The sequence below is a fragment of the Diaphorobacter sp. HDW4B genome (assembly GCF_011305535.1).
Taxonomy (GTDB): Bacteria; Pseudomonadota; Gammaproteobacteria; order Burkholderiales; family Burkholderiaceae_C; genus Diaphorobacter_A.
In genome coordinates this window covers 1,755,311-1,771,712 of record NZ_CP049905.1, presented here as the reverse complement: position 1 = coordinate 1,771,712, position 16,402 = coordinate 1,755,311, and the positions used below count along the sequence as shown (strand labels likewise).

14 protein-coding genes are annotated in these 16,402 nt (G+C 62.5%); 8 read left to right on the top strand and 6 right to left on the bottom strand.

The genetic code is table 11. The annotated features are described in order from the left end of the window. Window positions 1–90 precede the first annotated feature (90 nt). The 5 genes from G7048_RS08170 (at window position 91) to G7048_RS08150 (ending at window position 5,475) form a co-directional block, all read left to right on the top strand. Window positions 91–1,146: a pseudouridine synthase gene (locus tag G7048_RS08170; RefSeq protein WP_166067654.1), complete on the top strand. Its 1,056-nt coding sequence runs from the start codon at window positions 91–93 to the stop codon at window positions 1,144–1,146. Between the two features lie 161 nt (window positions 1,147–1,307). Then, the gene (htpG, locus tag G7048_RS08165; protein WP_166067653.1) at window positions 1,308–3,257 is read left to right on the top strand and encodes a molecular chaperone HtpG; all 1,950 of its coding nucleotides are present in this window, start codon (window positions 1,308–1,310) and stop codon (window positions 3,255–3,257) included. 122 nt (window positions 3,258–3,379) lie between these two features. After that, a complete protein-coding gene (xrtH, locus tag G7048_RS08160; RefSeq protein ID WP_166067652.1) occupies window positions 3,380–4,000 on the top strand; it encodes an exosortase H in 621 nt (206 codons plus the stop codon). A 44-nt stretch (window positions 4,001–4,044) separates the two neighbouring features. After that, window positions 4,045–4,761, top strand: coding sequence for an exosortase H-associated membrane protein (locus G7048_RS08155; protein ID WP_240933215.1), 717 nt, complete (start codon window positions 4,045–4,047; stop codon window positions 4,759–4,761). A gap of 84 nt (window positions 4,762–4,845) precedes the next feature. Next, window positions 4,846–5,475, top strand: a complete 630-nt coding sequence (locus G7048_RS08150) for an ankyrin repeat domain-containing protein (protein ID WP_240933300.1) — start codon at window positions 4,846–4,848, stop codon at window positions 5,473–5,475. A gap of 21 nt (window positions 5,476–5,496) precedes the next feature. Here G7048_RS08150 and G7048_RS08145 read toward each other — a convergent pair whose 3' ends face one another. The 5 genes from G7048_RS08145 to G7048_RS08125 form a co-directional block, all read right to left on the bottom strand. Next, window positions 5,497–6,534, bottom strand: a complete 1,038-nt coding sequence (locus G7048_RS08145; protein ID WP_166067650.1) for a serine/threonine protein kinase — start codon at window positions 6,532–6,534, stop codon at window positions 5,497–5,499. Window positions 6,535–6,570: 36 nt separating this feature from the next. After that, a complete protein-coding gene (locus G7048_RS08140; RefSeq protein WP_166067649.1) occupies window positions 6,571–8,043 on the bottom strand; it encodes a bifunctional serine/threonine-protein kinase/universal stress protein in 1,473 nt (490 codons plus the stop codon). Between the two features lie 129 nt (window positions 8,044–8,172). Beyond that, complete coding sequence (locus G7048_RS08135) at window positions 8,173–8,934, bottom strand: metallophosphoesterase (RefSeq protein ID WP_166067648.1); 762 nt, start codon at window positions 8,932–8,934, stop codon at window positions 8,173–8,175. Window positions 8,935–9,024: 90 nt separating this feature from the next. Continuing rightward, the gene (locus G7048_RS08130) at window positions 9,025–9,834 is read right to left on the bottom strand and encodes an aldolase/citrate lyase family protein (RefSeq protein ID WP_166067647.1); all 810 of its coding nucleotides are present in this window, start codon (window positions 9,832–9,834) and stop codon (window positions 9,025–9,027) included. A gap of 309 nt (window positions 9,835–10,143) precedes the next feature. After that, the gene (locus G7048_RS08125; RefSeq protein ID WP_166067646.1) at window positions 10,144–10,992 is read right to left on the bottom strand and encodes a 3-hydroxybutyryl-CoA dehydrogenase; all 849 of its coding nucleotides are present in this window, start codon (window positions 10,990–10,992) and stop codon (window positions 10,144–10,146) included. A gap of 141 nt (window positions 10,993–11,133) precedes the next feature. Between G7048_RS08125 and G7048_RS08120 the strand changes: the two genes are divergently transcribed. Further along, window positions 11,134–12,729 (top strand): GMC family oxidoreductase, encoded by a 1,596-nt coding sequence (locus tag G7048_RS08120; RefSeq protein ID WP_166067645.1) that lies wholly within the window; start codon window positions 11,134–11,136, stop codon window positions 12,727–12,729. Between the two features lie 529 nt (window positions 12,730–13,258). Here the strand turns inward: G7048_RS08120 and G7048_RS08115 are convergent. Beyond that, window positions 13,259–14,740, bottom strand: coding sequence for an AMP nucleosidase (locus tag G7048_RS08115; RefSeq protein ID WP_166067644.1), 1,482 nt, complete (start codon window positions 14,738–14,740; stop codon window positions 13,259–13,261). Between the two features lie 102 nt (window positions 14,741–14,842). Between G7048_RS08115 and G7048_RS08110 the strand changes: the two genes are divergently transcribed. Both G7048_RS08110 and dtd read left to right on the top strand, forming a co-directional pair. After that, a complete protein-coding gene (locus G7048_RS08110; RefSeq protein WP_240933214.1) occupies window positions 14,843–15,829 on the top strand; it encodes a cation diffusion facilitator family transporter in 987 nt (328 codons plus the stop codon). 4 nt (window positions 15,830–15,833) lie between these two features. After that, a complete protein-coding gene (gene dtd, locus G7048_RS08105; RefSeq protein WP_166067643.1) occupies window positions 15,834–16,280 on the top strand; it encodes a D-aminoacyl-tRNA deacylase in 447 nt (148 codons plus the stop codon). Window positions 16,281–16,402 lie beyond the last annotated feature (122 nt).

The following is a 16,402-nucleotide window of genomic DNA, read 5'->3' as shown; positions in this document are numbered from 1 at the left end:
AGGGGCTGAAATCAGCCGAAGTCAGCTGATTTCGGCCCGCTAAGCCCGAGTCGGCAACGCGCCTGCCCCGAGCTTGAGACAATACGGGCCATGCCCGATAAGCCATCCTCACAAAAACCAGCAGCAGACAGCGCCAACGCGCCTGCTGATGCAGCTCGCCCACGTCTGGCGCTCAAGCGCCCGGCGGCCAAGGCCGCGCCTGCGCCCGCAGCCGCTGCGCCGACCCGCGCTCCTGCCCGTGCGCCCGCCGACAATGCTCGCCCCAAGCCTGCCGGTTTCGGCGGCAAACCCGCTTTCGAGCCCAAGCCGCGCGCCAACACCTGGACCGCGCCCGCCAACGGCGCCTCCGCCGCGCGTCAGGCCCCGCCCGTGATCCGCAAGGAGCCCACCGACAAGATCCGCCTGAACAAGCGCATGGCCGATCAGGGCATGTGCTCGCGCCGCGAAGCCGACGACTGGATCGCCAACGGCTGGGTGCGTGTGAATGGCATGGTGGCTGAAATGGGGCTGCAGGTCGGTCCGGAAGATCGCATCGAGGTCGACCGCGCCGCGCAGGGCAAGCAGGAGCAGCAGGTCACCATCCTGCTGCACAAGCCCATGGGCTATGTGAGCGGTCAGGCCGAAGACGGCCACACGCCTGCGGTGGCGCTGATCAATCCGCGCACCCACTGGCGCGACGACACCAGCCGCAACCGCTTCACGCCCACGCAACTGCGCGGCATTGCGCCTTGCGGGCGGCTGGATATCGACTCCGTCGGCCTGCTCGTGCTCACGCAGGACGGCCGCATCGCGCGCCAGCTCATCGGCGAAAGTTCTTCGGTCGACAAGGAATATCTGGTCCGCGTGATCTACGAGGACCGCGAAAAGGATGTGCGCTCGGTGTTCCCCGAGGACAAGCTCGCGCTGCTCAACCACGGTCTGTCGCTCGATGGCCAGCCGCTCAAGCCCGCCAAGGTCGATTGGCAGAACCCCGAGCAACTGCGCTTTGTGCTGGTCGAAGGCAAGAAGCGCCAGATTCGCCGCATGTGCGAACAGGTGGGCCTGAAGGTTGTGGGCTTGAAGCGCATCCGCATCGGCAAGATCACGCTGGGCAACCTGCCGGTGGGGCAGTGGCGCTATCTGGGGCCAAACGAGCGCTTCGAGTGAAACCGTTCGGGTCTTGAAAGCCAAGGCCCGGGCCCCATCTGATTGCCAGCACTTCGCGCACCGACTTGTCTTCCGGACCGAGCGCGAAGACGAAAACAAGCGCTGGTGCGCGCTCCGGAGGCGGCGCGCAGCATGAAAAGTTCTTTCTTTTCCACCATCACATGAGCAACAAACACACCCATTCCTTCCAGGCCGAAGTGGCGCAGCTGCTGCATCTGGTCACCCATTCGCTGTATTCCAACAAGGAAATCTTCCTGCGCGAGCTGATCTCCAACGCGTCGGACGCCTGCGACAAGCTGCGTTTCGAGGCGCTGAACCAGCCCGATCTGTACGAAGGCCAGCCGAATCTGGAAGTGCGTGTGTCCTTCGATCAGAAGGCCCGCACCATCACCATCGCCGACACCGGCATCGGCATGAGCGAGCAGGAAGCCATCGACAACCTGGGCACCATCGCCAAGAGCGGCACCAAGGACTTCATGAGCAAGCTCTCGGGCGATCAGAAGTCGGATTCGCAACTCATCGGCCAGTTCGGCGTGGGCTTTTATTCGGGCTTCATCGTGGCCGACAAGATCACCGTGGAGTCGCGCCGTGCGGGCCTGCCAGCGGCGGACGGCGTGCGCTGGATCAGCGGCGGCTCGGGCGACTTCGAGGTCGAGCAGATCGAGCGCGCCGAACGCGGCACCTCCATCACGCTGCACCTGCGCGAAGACGCCGAAGAGTTCCTCAACAACTGGAAGCTCAAGGGCCTGATCAGCAAATATTCCGACCACATCAGCCTGCCCATCATGATGGAAAAGGAAGAGTGGAAGGAAGGCGAGAACGACCAGCCCGGCGACATGGTGAAGACCGGCGAATGGGAAACCGTGAACCAGGCGAGCGCGCTGTGGACACGCCCCAAGAAGGACATCACCGAAGAGCAGTACGTCGACTTCTACCAAGCCATCAGCCACGACCACGAAGCGCCGCTGACCTGGAGCCACAACCGCGTCGAAGGCAACACCGAGTACACGCAGCTGCTGTACATCCCCTCGCACGCGCCCATGGATCTGTGGAACCGCGACAAGAAGGCGGGCGTGAAGCTGTATGTGAAGCGCGTGTTCATCATGGACGACGCCGAAGCGCTGATGCCCACCTACCTGCGCTTCGTGAAGGGTGTGATCGACTCCGCCGATCTGCCGCTGAACGTGAGCCGCGAACTGCTGCAGGAAAGCCGCGACGTGCGCCTGATCCGCGACGGCAACACGCGCCGCGTGCTCTCGATGCTGGAAGACCTGGCCAAGCACGACAAGCATGAAGTCACGGCCAACGCCGACGGCGTGACGGATGTGATCGACGAGGCTGACAAGGCCAAGGAAGGCAAGTACACCCAGTTCTACAGCGAATTCGGTGCCGTGCTCAAGGAAGGTCTGGGCGAAGACTTCGGCAATGCCGAGCGCCTTGCCAAGCTGCTGCGTTTCGCATCGACGACGAGCGACTCCGTGAGCGTTTCGTTCGCCGACTACAAGGCGCGCATGAAGGACGGCCAGGACGCCATCTACTACATCACCGCCGACACACTGGCCGCTGCCAAGAACAGCCCGCAACTCGAAGTGTTCAAGAAGAAGGGCATCGAAGTCCTGCTCATGACCGACCGCGTGGACGAGTGGGCGCTGAACTACCTGACCGAATTCGATGGCACGCCGCTGCAGTCCGTCGCCAAGGGCGCGGTCGATCTGGGCAAGCTGCAGGACGACGCCGAGAAGAAGGCTGCCGAAGAGGCCGCCGAAGCCTTCAAGCCGCTGCTCGCCAAGCTCAAGGAAGCGCTCAAGAATCAGGTCGAAGACGTGCGCTCGACCACGCGTCTGGTCGATTCACCCGCCTGCATCGTGGTGCAGGACGGTGGCATGAGCGCCCAACTCGCCCGCATGCTCAAGCAGGCCGGTCAGCCGGTTCCGCAGTCCAAGCCCGTGCTGGAAGTGAACCCCGAGCACCCGCTGGTCAAGAAGCTTGACGGCTCGGTGCACTTCAATGATCTGGCGCACATCCTGTTCGACCAGGCCCTGCTCGCCGAAGGCGGCATGCCGGAAGACCCTGCCGCGTATGTGAAGCGTGTGAACGCGTTGCTGGTGTGAGGGGCAAAACCCTGAACAAACGTCAGTGATGGCCTGAAATTGCCGTTTGGACGAAAATGCCGTGTAACCTTGGGTTGCACGGCATTTTTTTGCCTGATGAAATTTGAGAGCCATACACAACTATGTTGCGCTTTTTCCTGTTATTCCTTTCGATCCAGCTGTCGCTGTTCGGCCTGAACATGCTGAACTGGGTGCAGCAGCACATCGTGCTGCCGTGGACGGCGTTGCTGGCCAAGATCTGTTCCGAACTCGTGGTCTGGTTTGACGACACGGCCACCGCGCAGGGCAAGGTGCTGTGGAACAGCGCGACCGGCTTTGGCGTGTCCATCGAGGCGGGCTGCAACGGCATCGAGGCCTGCATCGTGTTGTTCGCGGCCATCATCGCTTTTCCGTCAAGCTGGCGTCACAAAATTGTGGGATTCTTCGTCGGCTTTCTCGCCATTCAGGCACTCAATGTGGTGCGTGTGATCAGCCTGTTCTACCTCGGTCAGTGGAACATGGCGGTGTTCAACTTCGCACACGAATTCCTCTGGCAAGCGCTCATCATGCTGGACGTGCTGATCGTCTGGCTGCTGTGGGTGCGCGCGGGCTCCAAGGAGCGCGCGGCCAACGAACCCCCTCCACCGGACGAGCCACCCGCCCCGCCCGTGGTGTCGACGGCTCCGCGCATGGGCCATGGAGAAGGTACCGTCAGCCATTCGCTGGACCTGTCGCCGCACGCACGGCCACGGCCATCGGTCTGACGCGTTGATGTCAACGAGAGGGATGGAGTGGGAGTATTGACAACATGACTGATCAGGCAACGACGACAACCGCAGCGACAGCAGCAACGACAGCGCAGCAAGCCAGCAACGAGGACGTGCCCGCCACCAAGAGCAAGGTGCTTCCGCGTTTTGCGATCTTCGCCTTTGCGGGCATCGTGCTGATCACGTTGCTGTGGACCAAGCTCACGCCGTGGGTCTCTTATCCGATCGCCGTGCTGTCCGAAGTGGCTCTGCATGAAGTCGCTCCGATGTGGGTGCGCGAAGTGCACAAGAAGCCGGGGCAGATCGAGGTGGATACCAGTGTCGGCGTGGCTGTGCCGAATGCGGGCGGGCAGATCGCCGATCTGGTCGTGGATGCCGATCCCGGGCGCTATGCGTTTGGCTTGCCGATCTTTCTGGCGCTGGTGCTGGCTGCCTATGCGGCCAACCGTGCGCCGGGGCGTTTGTCCAAGGCGATTGGCGGATATCTGATCCTGCTGCCGATTCAGAGCTTCAGTCTCGTGATGTATCTGCTCATGCAGGTGCTGGTCGCCGCCAAGCTCGACATTCGTACGCTGCGCGTCGATCAGTGGCAGGTCGAAGCCATCGTGTTCGGTTATCAGGTCGGCGTGCTGGTGTTGCCCACGCTGGCTCCGGTGCTGGTGTGGTTGCTGCTGGACCGCAAGTTTTTTGGCGATGTGATCGTCAATGGCTGGAAGCGCTCGCTCAAGGCCAAGCCAGCCGCGAGCGGCAAGAAATAAGTGATGCACGCCCAAGCGAAATCGCCAGCCGGATCGACATTGGCTGCGCGAATTCTGATGGCCGGTTTGTTGACACTGAGCGCGATGGCAGCTGCGGCCCAGGGTTCTGCCGACAAGGCTTGGATGAGCGAGCAACTGCTCCAAGCCTCACGCGCGGGTGACGTACAGGCCGTGCGAAAACTGCTGGCCAAGGACGCGCCCGTGAATGCGCAGGACGCGCAAGGCAACACGCCGCTGTTGCTGGCGACTGCGGGCAATCACATCGAGGTGGCGCGCTCGCTCATCTTGCATGGTGCGGACGTGAACATTCAGAACGCGCAGCAGGACAGCGCCTATCTGCTCGCCGGTGCGCGTGGAAACCTCGAAATCCTGCGCATGACGCTCTCGCGCGGCGCAGATTTGAAGAGCACCAACCGCTACGGTGGCACGGCGCTGATTCCGGCCTGTGAACGCGGACATGTGGCGACCGCCAAGACGCTGATGGACGCGGGTGTCAACGTGAACCATGTGAACCGCCTCGGCTGGACCTGTCTGCTCGAAGCCATTTTGCTGAGCGATGGCGGAGCGCCGCACCAACAGATCGTGCGCGACGTGATCGCCGCCGGTGCCGATGTGAATCTGGCGGACAAGGATGGTGTCACGCCGCTGGCGCATGCGCGCCAGCGCAAACAGCAGGCGATGGTCGAGATTCTGACTGCAGCCGGCGCGCGCTGAATCACGCGCACTCGTCTGCGCTCACACCATCAGCGGCTCTTCCTGCATGGCCTCGATTTGCTCGATGAGCATGTCGGTCTGGCCGCGCCAGTAGTCGCTCGAACCGAACCACGGGAAGTTGATCGGAAAGATCGGATCGCTGTAGCGCCGCGCCAGCCATGCGCTGTAGTGGATCAGGCGCAGCGTGCGCAGCGGCTCGATCAGCGCGAGTTCGCGGCGGTCGAAGTCGCGGAACTGTTCATAACCTTCGAGCAGCGTGGATAGCTGCATGCTGCGCTGCGCGCGTTCGCCCGACAGCAGCATCCACAGATCCTGCACGGCAGGCCCCATGCGTGCGTCGTCCAGATCGACAAAGTGCGGGCCGCCGTGGCCGTGGCCGTTGTCGTCGACCGGCGTCCACAGCACATTGCCCGGATGGCAGTCGCCATGCAGGCGCAACTGCGTGAAGCGGTGCGCGTTCATCTTCTCGGTGATGATCGCCAGCGCCTCGTTGCAGGCCTTGCGCCAGCCGCTTTCCTGATCGAGCGGAATGCACTGGTTGGAGAGCAACCAGTCGCGGCTGTCGATGCCGAAGCTCTGCACATCGAGCGTCGGGCGCAGCACAAACGGGTGCTTGCTGCCCACGGTGTGGATGCGCGCGAGAAAGCGGCCAATCCATTCCAGCGTCTCGAAATCATCGAGCTCCGGCGTGCGTCCGCCGCGCCATGGGCTCACCGAAAAGGCGAATCCGGCGTGATGGTGCAGCGTCCTGTCGTTGATGATGAGCGGTGCCACCATCGGCACTTCGGCAGTCGCAAGTTCGAGGGCGAAGGCATGCTCTTCAAGAATCTGCGCGTCGCTCCAGCGCTCGGGTCGGTAGAACTTGGCGACCACGCGCGCGCCGTCTTCGAGCGAGACCTGATACACGCGGTTCTCGTACGAGCCCAGTGCCATCAGGCGACCATCGCCATACATGCCGAGCCCGGCCAGTGCGTCCAGCACCAAGTCAGGCGTGAGGGCCGAATAAGCATGTTGCGCGCTGCTTGCGGAGGAAGCGTCATCGTGGTCGTCGTTGTGCATGCGGCCTATTGTCGCAGCCGACGATGGCCCTCGCGATCACATGGCGGAGCGGCTTTCGGTGTAGCTTGCTTCGTCGGCGGCGGGCGCTGCGGCCAGCGCATGAAACGGCAGTTGCTGCTTCACGAGAATCACCGTGCACGGCGCATCGCGCGCCACGCGGATCGGCACGGTGTCGACAAAACGCTGCATCTGCAGGCCGTGCGTGGCCGCGCCCATGATGATCATCGTGACCTGGTTGCCGCGCGCGTAGCGGATCAGCGCGCTCGCCACGTCGCCCGATTCGAGCACGTGACAGCTCGCGCTGTGACCGACCAGATCGAGCGTGGCCGCCCATTGCTTGAGCCGCGCAAGATGCGTGCGATGCAGCGTGGTTTCGCTGCGTTCGTGCTGGCTGGTGTTGCTGGCCGATGGCGAGATCACCGTCACGCACGCCAGCCGCGCGCCGGGCCGGATGCCGAGTGAGCGATTCACTGCCTGCCTGAGCGAATACATGGTCGCGTCGCTCACGTCCTGGTGCGGCACGGCGACCATGAGAATCGGCACTTCCTGCAACTGCTCCTTGGGCAACGGGCTGGGCTGGTAGTGCATGCCTGCGGCCTTGATCCAGCGCTTGAACTGCGAGCGCGCACCGGGCGCACTCTTGCGCTCGCCGCGTTCGGTGACGGGCACATGCTCGGGGTGCGCCAGATCGAAGGCCAGATGCGCGGCCGAGGGGTAGCGCTGTGCGGCCTCGGGTTCGAGGCAACGCAGAATGATTTCCTGCAGCCACGAAGGCACATCCTCGCGCAACTGGCGTGGCGGTGTCGGCGTCATCCACAGGCGCTGGCGCAGGCCGCCTTGCGTGGTCGGCGCGCCGAAGGGCAGCTCGCCGGTCAGCATTTCGTAGAGCATCACGCCGATGGCGAAGATGTCGCTGCGCACATCACCACGCACGCCCACGATCTGCTCGGGCGCAATCCACGCGGGCGAGCCCACGGCGTTGCGCATTTCCTCAGCCAGCAGATCGGGATAGTGCGCGTGACACGACAGGCCGAAGTCGAGCAGCGCCGCCGTGCCATCGGGCTTGAGCAGCACGTTGGCGGGCTTGAGATCGAGATGGCAGCAGTTCTGCTGATGCAGGCTATGCACCGCAAGCGCCGTGGCGTTGGCGATCAGCGTGATCTCGTCGAAGGCGGCGCGCGGGTTGGCATCGATCCAGTGCTGCAGCGTCTGGCCTTCGAGGTATTCCATGACGATGTAGGGCAGCCGCGTGAGATCGCCTGCCGCCACGAAGCGCGGCACATGCGGGCCCGAGAGCGCGGGGTGGATCAGCAGCTCCACCTCGAAGCTCACGATGTTCTCCGCGCCATCGCCCGTGGCCATGCGCGGAATTTTCATGACCAGCGGAAAGCCCGGATCGCGCGAAGTCTGCGCGAAGGTCACGTGATAAATATGCGCCATGCCCCCCGCATGCACGCATTCATGAACGATGAAACCATCGATCTCGGTTCCCGGAGTCAGCATTTTCATGTCGAGCGAACGAACGAGGACGTGAAGGAGCGGGCGAAACTATTCAATCCATCAACCATGCGGCGAGGCGTTCTTTTGTGCCTCTGCGCTTTTTGTTTTTTTGTCTTCAATCCAGCAAGCGTGTTTTTTTCAAAGCCCCCATTCCAGCCGATCGGCAAAGTGCGGCGGCAAGGCGTGCGTCTGGCGCACTGCCGTCGCCGCAGCCATGTGGTCATAGACCACGCGGTGAAACGTGAGCGTGGCCGCGTCACTGTCGTACATGGCGTACATGGCGCGCGGATCGCGGTCGCGCGGCTGGCCGCAGGAGCCGACTACCGCCAGCCACTGCCGATGCGGCGGCACGGGCACGGGCACGCCGGGCTCGGGGTTGAAGCGCATGAGCTTGGCCGTGGGCGTCAGAAAATACAGCGACTGCGTGTGCACATGGCCGACGAAGACATAGCGGATGGACTCGTCCTGCGCGGACGCCGCACGCATGCAGCGCTCGGCCGCACCGCTGTCGCTCACGTAATGCCAGTTGCCGGGTGAATCGGCGCTGGCGTGGGCGAGCAGCACGTCCTGCTCCAGCTTGGTGGTGAGCGGCAGATTCTCCAGAAAACTGCGGTGCAGCGGCTGCAGTTGCTCGTGCGTCCAGGCCGCGCCTTCGTCCTGCATCTGGCGAATGACGGTGGGTGGGTTGAGCGCCATGTGCTCGTGATTGCCGCGCACGCACAGCGCGCCGCAGGAGACCAGCGCCATCACGCGATCAAGCACCTGCGCGGGGCTGCCGCCGTAGCCGACCAGATCGCCGAGAAACGCAAACTGCTGCGCATCGTGGGCGCGCGCGTGTTCGAGACACGCGTCCAGCGCATGCAGGTTGGAGTGCAGATCAGCGAGGAGGGCGTATTTCATGCGGTATGCGAGTGGCTATCCATACATGATGAGGGCACTAGCTGATTCCAGGCTTGCAATCCCCAGTGGTTTAGTGGTGCTTTGCGGGCGTCAGTAGGTGCTGCGTGCGATCGGCGCAGCGCCGTCGTCGCCTTGTTTTTTGAATCGCGCGGCGCAGGCATCGGCAGCCTCGCGCAGCAGCACCATGTCGAGCGCCACGGCGACGAACTGCGCGCCGAGCGCAAGGCATTCGCGGGCGCGTTCCTCGTTGACCTGCAGAATGCCCGGCGCCTTGCCCGTCGCGCGAATGCGGACGATGGCGTCGTCAATGGCGGCGCGCACTTCGGGGTGGTTCGGTTGGCCGGGATGCCCCATGCTGGCCGACAGATCGGATGGGCCGATGAAGATGCCGTCCACACCATCGACCGCAGCAATGGCTTCGATCTGCGCGAGGGCTTCCTTGGTCTCGACCTGCACAAGCAGACACAGCTCCTTTTCGGCGTCGCGGATGTAGTGGGCGTCACGGCCGAAGTTGGAAGCCCGCACCGATCCGCCGAGACCGCGCACGCCGTGGGGCGCGTAGCGGATGGCGTTCACTGCCGCTTGCGCTTCCTCTTTGTTTTGCACGAAGGGGATCAGCAGCGTTTGCGCGCCGATGTCGAGGTATCGCTTGATGAGGACGTGGTCGTTCCACGCGGGGCGGACAACGGGGTGGGTGGGCTTGCCTGTTGCAGCCACTGCTTGCAGATGGGGGACCATCAACGGGACGTCGTTGGGGGCGTGCTCGGTGTCGAGCAGGATCCAGTCGTAGCCTGAGCCTGCGAGGAGTTCTGCCACCAGCGGGGAGGTGAGGGTGGACCAGATGCCTATCTGTGGCTGGCCGGATTGGAGGGCGGCTTTGAAGGGGTTGGGAGCGGGCATTTGCTTTTCTCCTTTGACTGAGGGTCCCTCTGGCTGTGCTTCTTTTTCTTTTGCTGCTGTGTCTTTGTTTACGGAGGCCGGGAGTTCCGCCCGGCGGCGGAGTCCCTTTTTGCTTGCGCACAATAAGGAACCAAAAATGCGCTTGGAATACCTGCGGCAAAACTCTCTGCGCGCCGAAGGCGCTCCGTTCAGACAGCTTGCCGCAAGTCAGTCTGGAAGAGGTGCGTTACGGCACTTTGCTTCGCTCGTGCCGGGTTCATCTCGCGACTTCGCGAGATGTGGTTGCGCCTTTTCCTCTTCCTGTTCCTGTCAGTACTTGTACACGCCCTGACCGGTCTTGCGGCCCAGGCGGCCTGCGGCCACCATTTCCTTGAGCAGCGGGCAGGGGCGGTACTTGCTGTCGCCGAACTCTTCCAGGTACACGTCCATCACGGCCAGGCACACGTCCAGGCCGATCATGTCGGCCAGCGCCAGTGGGCCGATGGGCTGGTTGCAGCCGAGCTTCATGCCGGCGTCGATGTCTTCGGCGGTGGCGGAGCCTTCGGCCAGCACGAAGAAGGCTTCGTTGATCATCGGCACCAGAATGCGGTTGACCACAAAACCGGGGGCGTTCTTCACGGTGATGGGGCTCTTGCCGAGGCGCTCGGACAGGGTCTTCACCGCTGCGTGCGTGTCGTCGGAAGTCTGCAGGCCACGGATGATTTCCACCAGCGCCATCATCGGCACGGGGTTGAAGAAATGCATGCCGATGAAGCGGTCGGCGCGGCTGGTGACGGCTGCCAGCTTGGTGATGGAGATCGACGAGGTGTTCGATGCCAGGATCACTTCGGGCGCGAGCAGGGCGTCGACTTGCTTGAGGATCTTGACCTTGAGATCGAAGTTTTCGGTTGCGGCTTCGATCACGATCTGCGTGGCCTTCAGGTCGTCGTAGTTGGTCGAGCCCTTGATGCGTGCCAGCGCTGCAGCCTTGTCGGCTTCGGAAATTTTTTCCTTCTTGATCAGTCGGTCGAGGCTGCCGCTCACTGTCGCGATGCCCTTTTGCACGGCTGCGTCGGAGATGTCCACCATCACCACGTTGATGCCGGAAACTGCACACGCTTGCGCAATGCCATTGCCCATCGTGCCAGCGCCAATGATGCCCACGGTAGAAATCGTCATATAAAGTCTGCCTTGTAGAGAAAAACAAAAAATGGGTTGGTAGGTGGCCGCAGGGATCTTTTCCATCATTGCTGCAGCGCAACCATACATGGTATCGGCAAAAACGCGCGGATACGCTTTTTCAACGGAGACGGGTGTCACATGTTCGACTACATCGTGGTGGGTGGGGGTTCGGCGGGATCTGTGTTGGCGGGGCGTTTGAGCGAGGATCCGCAGGTGCGGGTCTGCCTCATCGAGGCGGGCGGGCCGGACAGCAGTGTGCTGATCCACTGCCCGGCGGGCCTTGCCGTGATGGCCAAGACCGGTGCCAACAACTGGAAGCTTTCGACCACGCCGCAGCCGGGTCTGGGCGGGCGGCGTGGTTATCAGCCGCGCGGCAAGACGCTGGGCGGATCAAGCTCCGTCAACGCCATGATCTACGCGCGCGGCCATGCGAGCGATTACGACCACTGGGCCGAACAGGGCAACGCGGGCTGGGGCTGGAGCGATGTGCTGCCGTACTTCAAACGCGCCGAGAACAACGAGCGCGGAGCTGATGATCTGCACGGCACGGGCGGGCCGCTCAACGTGGCCGATCTGCGCAGCCCGAACCCGCTGAGCCATGCGTTCGTGCAGGCCGGTATTCAGGCAGGCCATGCGCACAACAACGACTTCAACGGCCCTGAGTTCGAGGGCGTGGGGCTGTACCAGGTCACGCACAAGAATGGCGAACGATTCAGCGCCGCCAAGGCCTATCTCACGCCGCATCTGTCCTCGCGCTCCAACCTGCATGTGGTGACCGGCGCGCAAGTCACGCGCGTGCTCATGGACGGCAAGCGCGCGGTGGGCGTGCAGTATTTCAAGGGCGGCGCGCTGCACTCCGAACGCGCCACGCGCGAGGTGCTGCTCAGTGCGGGCGCATTGTTGTCGCCGCAAATTCTCATGCTCTCGGGCATTGGCAACGGCGCGGATCTGCAGAAGCTAGGCATCAACGTCGTGCACGACCTGCCCGGTGTGGGCGAGCATCTGCACGATCACCCCGACGTCGTGACCGTGGTCGACGGCCCGCAGCTCACCGACTCCTTCGGCCTCTCGCTCCAAGGCACGGCGAGTTTGGTGCGCGCAGCTTTTGAATGGAACTCGAAACGCACCGGCATGCTGACCACCAACTTTGCCGAAGCAGGCGGCTTCATCAAAAGCAGCGACAGCGAAACCGTTCCCGATCTGCAATTGCACTTCGTCGTCGGCAAACTGCTCGATCATGGCCGCAAGACCGTCTGGGGCCACGGCTACTCCTGTCACGTCTGCCTGCTCCAACCCAAAAGCCGAGGCCGCGTGACGCTCGCCAGCGCCGATGCACTGGCTCCTCCGTTGATCGACCCAGCGTTCTTTGCCGATCCGGAAGACATGCAGAAGATGATCGGTGCGGTGAAGACCATGCGGAAGATTCTGGCGCAGCCTGCGTTGAAGAATCTGGGCGGCAAGGAGCTGGACTATTCCGCCAACGCGCAGACCGATGAGCAGATTGCCGAGTACATCCGCAACTATGCCGACACGATTTACCACCCTGTCGGGTCGTGTCGCATGGGGACTGGGCCGATGGATGTGGTGGATGCGCAGTTGCGCGTGCATGGCGTGCAGGGGCTGCGGGTGGTGGATGCTTCTGTGATGCCTCGGGTGGTGAGTGGGAATACGAATGCGCCTGTGGTCATGATGGCTGAGAAGGCCATCGACTTGATTCGTTCTGCTGCTTCTTGATTTGTCGTTTGTTTGATTGCGGGTGCCGGGTGTTCGCCCCGGCGGGCGAGTAACTTTTCGCTGGCGCGCGAAAAGTCACCAAAAGCGCGCTTGAATGCGGGGTCACACGATAGAACTCACTTTGCGCCGTAGGCGCGCCGTTCGGGCAACTATCGTGAGTCAGATCAAAAGCTGGGGAGGGCGCTGCTGCACTCTGCGGTGCAGCAGCGGAGGCGCGAGTATCGCGACGGAAAAAATTGACGTTTTAGCGCGAGAGTTCAATTCGTCGCGCGGCTTGCACCCGGGCATCTCGCGCAGTCGCGAGATGCAGCACGAGCGAAGCAAAGTGCCGTGACATACCTCTTATGAAAACACTGACTCGCGGCGGTTGCCCGAACGGAGCGCCTTTGGCGCGAAGTGAGTTCTGCCGCGGGTATTGAAAAGCGATTTTTGGTGACTTTTTGGCGCAAGCAAAAAGTTACTCGCCCGCCGGGGCGAACACCCGGCACCCGAAATCAACCACCTAGCCCCTGCCAAAAAAGCAAAAGAATCACTGAAACGCCACTTCAGCAAAACTACGCAACTTGCGACTATGCAATCGTTGCGTCCCCCCATCCCGCAGGATGTCGATGGCCCGCATGCCAATGCGCAAATGCTGATCCACCCGCTCGCGATAAAAATGATTCGCCATCCCGGGCAGCTTGATCTCCCCATGCAACGGCTTGTCCGAAACGCACAGCAACGTCCCATAAGGAACGCGAAAACGGAACCCGTTCGCCGCGATGGTCGCGCTTTCCATGTCCAGCGCCACAGCGCGGCTCTGGCTGAAACGGCGCTGCGGTTTGTTGTCGGGCAGCAGTTCCCAGTTGCGGTTGTCGGTGCTGGCGACCGTGCCGGTGCGCATGATGCGCTTGAGCTGATCTTCGGGCACCTTCGCCACGTCGGCCACGGCTTGTTGCAACGCCATCTGGATTTCGGCAAGCGCGGGGATCGGCACCCACAGCGGCAGTTCTTCGTCGAGCACATGGTCCTCGCGCACGTAGGCGTGGGCGAGCACGTAGTCGCCCAGTTGCTGGCTGTTGCGCAGGCCCGCGCAGTGGCCGAGCATCATCCACGCATGCGGGCGCAGCACGGCGATGTGGTCGGTGATGGTCTTGGCGTTGGCGGGGCCGACGCCGATGTTGACCATGGTGATGCCGCTGCCGTCCGCACGCACGAGGTGGTACGCGGGCATCTGCGGCAGGCGCGGCGGGGCCACGCCTAGTTCGTCGCCGGGCTTGGCGGTCAAGCCCTTGCGGCGCTTGACGACGTTACCGGGTTCGATGAAGGCGATGTATTCGCTGTCTTCTCTGGCCATCTCGGCCTGGCCGAGGCGCACGAATTCGTCGATGTAGAACTGGTAGTTGGTGAACAGCACGAAGTTCTGGAACCACTCGGGCTGTGTGCCGGTGTAGTGCCGCAGGCGGTGCAGCGAGTAGTCCACGCGCGGCGCGGTGAACAGCGACAGCGGCTGGGCCTCGCCGGGCCTGGCCTCCCAGGTGCCGTTGGCGATGCCGTCGTCCATCGCGGACAGGTCGGGCAGGTCGAACACGTCGCGCATCAGCATGCGGCGCTCGGGCGAGAGGGCACCTTCGATATGGTCGTGCTCGGCGAACGAGAAGTGGATGGGAATCGGCTGCGAACTCAGGCCGACTTCAAGCTCCACGTTATGGCTGGCGCGTAGCAGGCGGAACTGTTCGAGGTAGTAGTTGGCGAACAGATCGGGGCGGGTCAACGTGGTTTCATATTTTCCCGGGCCTTCGACAAAACCGTAGGCGAACGGCGAAGGCGTGCGCGCCACGGTCGATGTCTGCATGCGCACGAACGGGTAGTAAGCGCGCACATGCTCGGGCGGAGTCTCCCCTGCCACAAAGCGCTGCATCGCATCGCGCAGGAGGTTGATCTGCTGTTGATAAATGCGTTGTACCTGCGCCAGCGCGTCGGCCGGGTCGGTATGCAGCGTCGGTTCTGTGAACATGGGAATGGATGACATGGGCCTATTGTCCACGGCTTGGTGACATTTGCATGGATGGGTGAATTTTCGCCAACAGGTGGTCGCCCCAAGGGGTGAAGGCGCACGGGGATAATGGGGTGTATGCCCAACGCACCAGAACCCAGTTCAGTTCAGCCAAATGCCACGGTTCCCGCGTGGATGACGCCAGCCACGCTGCTGCGCGTGTCCGTGGGCGTGGCGATTCTGACCATTTTTCTGAAGACACTGGCCTGGTGGGTGACGGGCTCGGTGGGCATGCTGTCCGATGCGCTTGAATCCTTCGTCAATCTGGCGGGTGCGGTGTTTGCGCTGGCCATGGTGACGATTGCACGCCGCCCGGCGGACGAAGAACATCCTTATGGCCATCACAAGGCGGAGTTTTTTTCTTCGGGCTTTGAAGGCATTCTCATCATTGGCGCGGCCATGGCGATTCTGTGGGCGGGTGTGTCGCGGCTCATGGATCCGCAGCCCATCGAGCAGGTCGGCTGGGGCTCTGTGCTGCTGGTGCTCAGCAGCGTCTGCAATGGCGTGCTGGCGTGGTACATGTTGCGCGCGGCGCGGGTGCATCATTCCAAGGCGCTGGAAGGCGATGCGCGCCATCTGTTCACCGACGTGTGGACCTCGGCTGGCGTGCTGATCGGTTTGATTGCGGCTGCATGGACCGGCTGGCATTGGATCGATCCAGTGGTCGCCATTCTGGTGGCACTCAATATCTTGCGCGAAGGCGGTTCGATGCTCTGGGAGTCGTCGCAAGGCTTGATGGACGAGGCTTTGCCGCAGGATCAACTGCAAAGTGTGCAGCAGGTGCTCGACCGTTACAGCGCACAAAGCAGTGGAGCGGCACGTTTCGACAGTTTGATCTCGCGCCGCGCAGGCAGCCGTAACTTCGTTGACGTGCACATGCATGTGCCCGCCGAATGGACTCTGGGCCGCGCCGCACAACTGCGCACTGATGTGGAAACGGCGCTCATGCAGGCCGTGCCCAATCTGCGCGCAACGATTGAAATATTGCCGCTCGGGCAGGCCACGGTGTTCGAGACCGTGGCATCACAGAACGAACCCATCAACCCACAACAACAAGGAAAGTGAAGCAGTGATCACGGTATTGCAACGCGTGCGCCAGGCGCGCGTGGAAGTGGCTGGCGAAATCATCGGCCAGATCGATCAGGGCCTGCTGGTGCTGCTGTGCGCCGAGCAGGGCGACAGCGACAAGCTCGCCGACAAACTGCTCGCGAAGATTCTGAAACTGCGCATCTTCAGCGACGAAGCAGGCAAGATGAACCGCAGCGTGCAGGACATCGGCGGTGGCCTGCTGGTGGTGAGCCAGTTCACGCTGGCGGCCGACACCAAGGGCGGCAATCGCCCGAGTTTCACGGGTGCAGCTGCGCCCGATGAAGGTCGTCGGCTGTATGAGTATTTTGTCGAGAAGGCACGTGCCGCCCATCCCATCGTGCAGACGGGCCAGTTCGCGGCGGACATGCAGGTGCATCTGGTCAACGACGGGCCGGTGACGATTCCGATCACCATGCGTGATGTGTAGTGCGTGATCTCGCGATCTTGTGATTTCCAAAACGAATAATTGACCAGTAAAAAGGAATTGGACGCAAATACTTGAACTGCGCACCATGAGTCCATCGCCGAATAAAAAACCACACGGCGCTG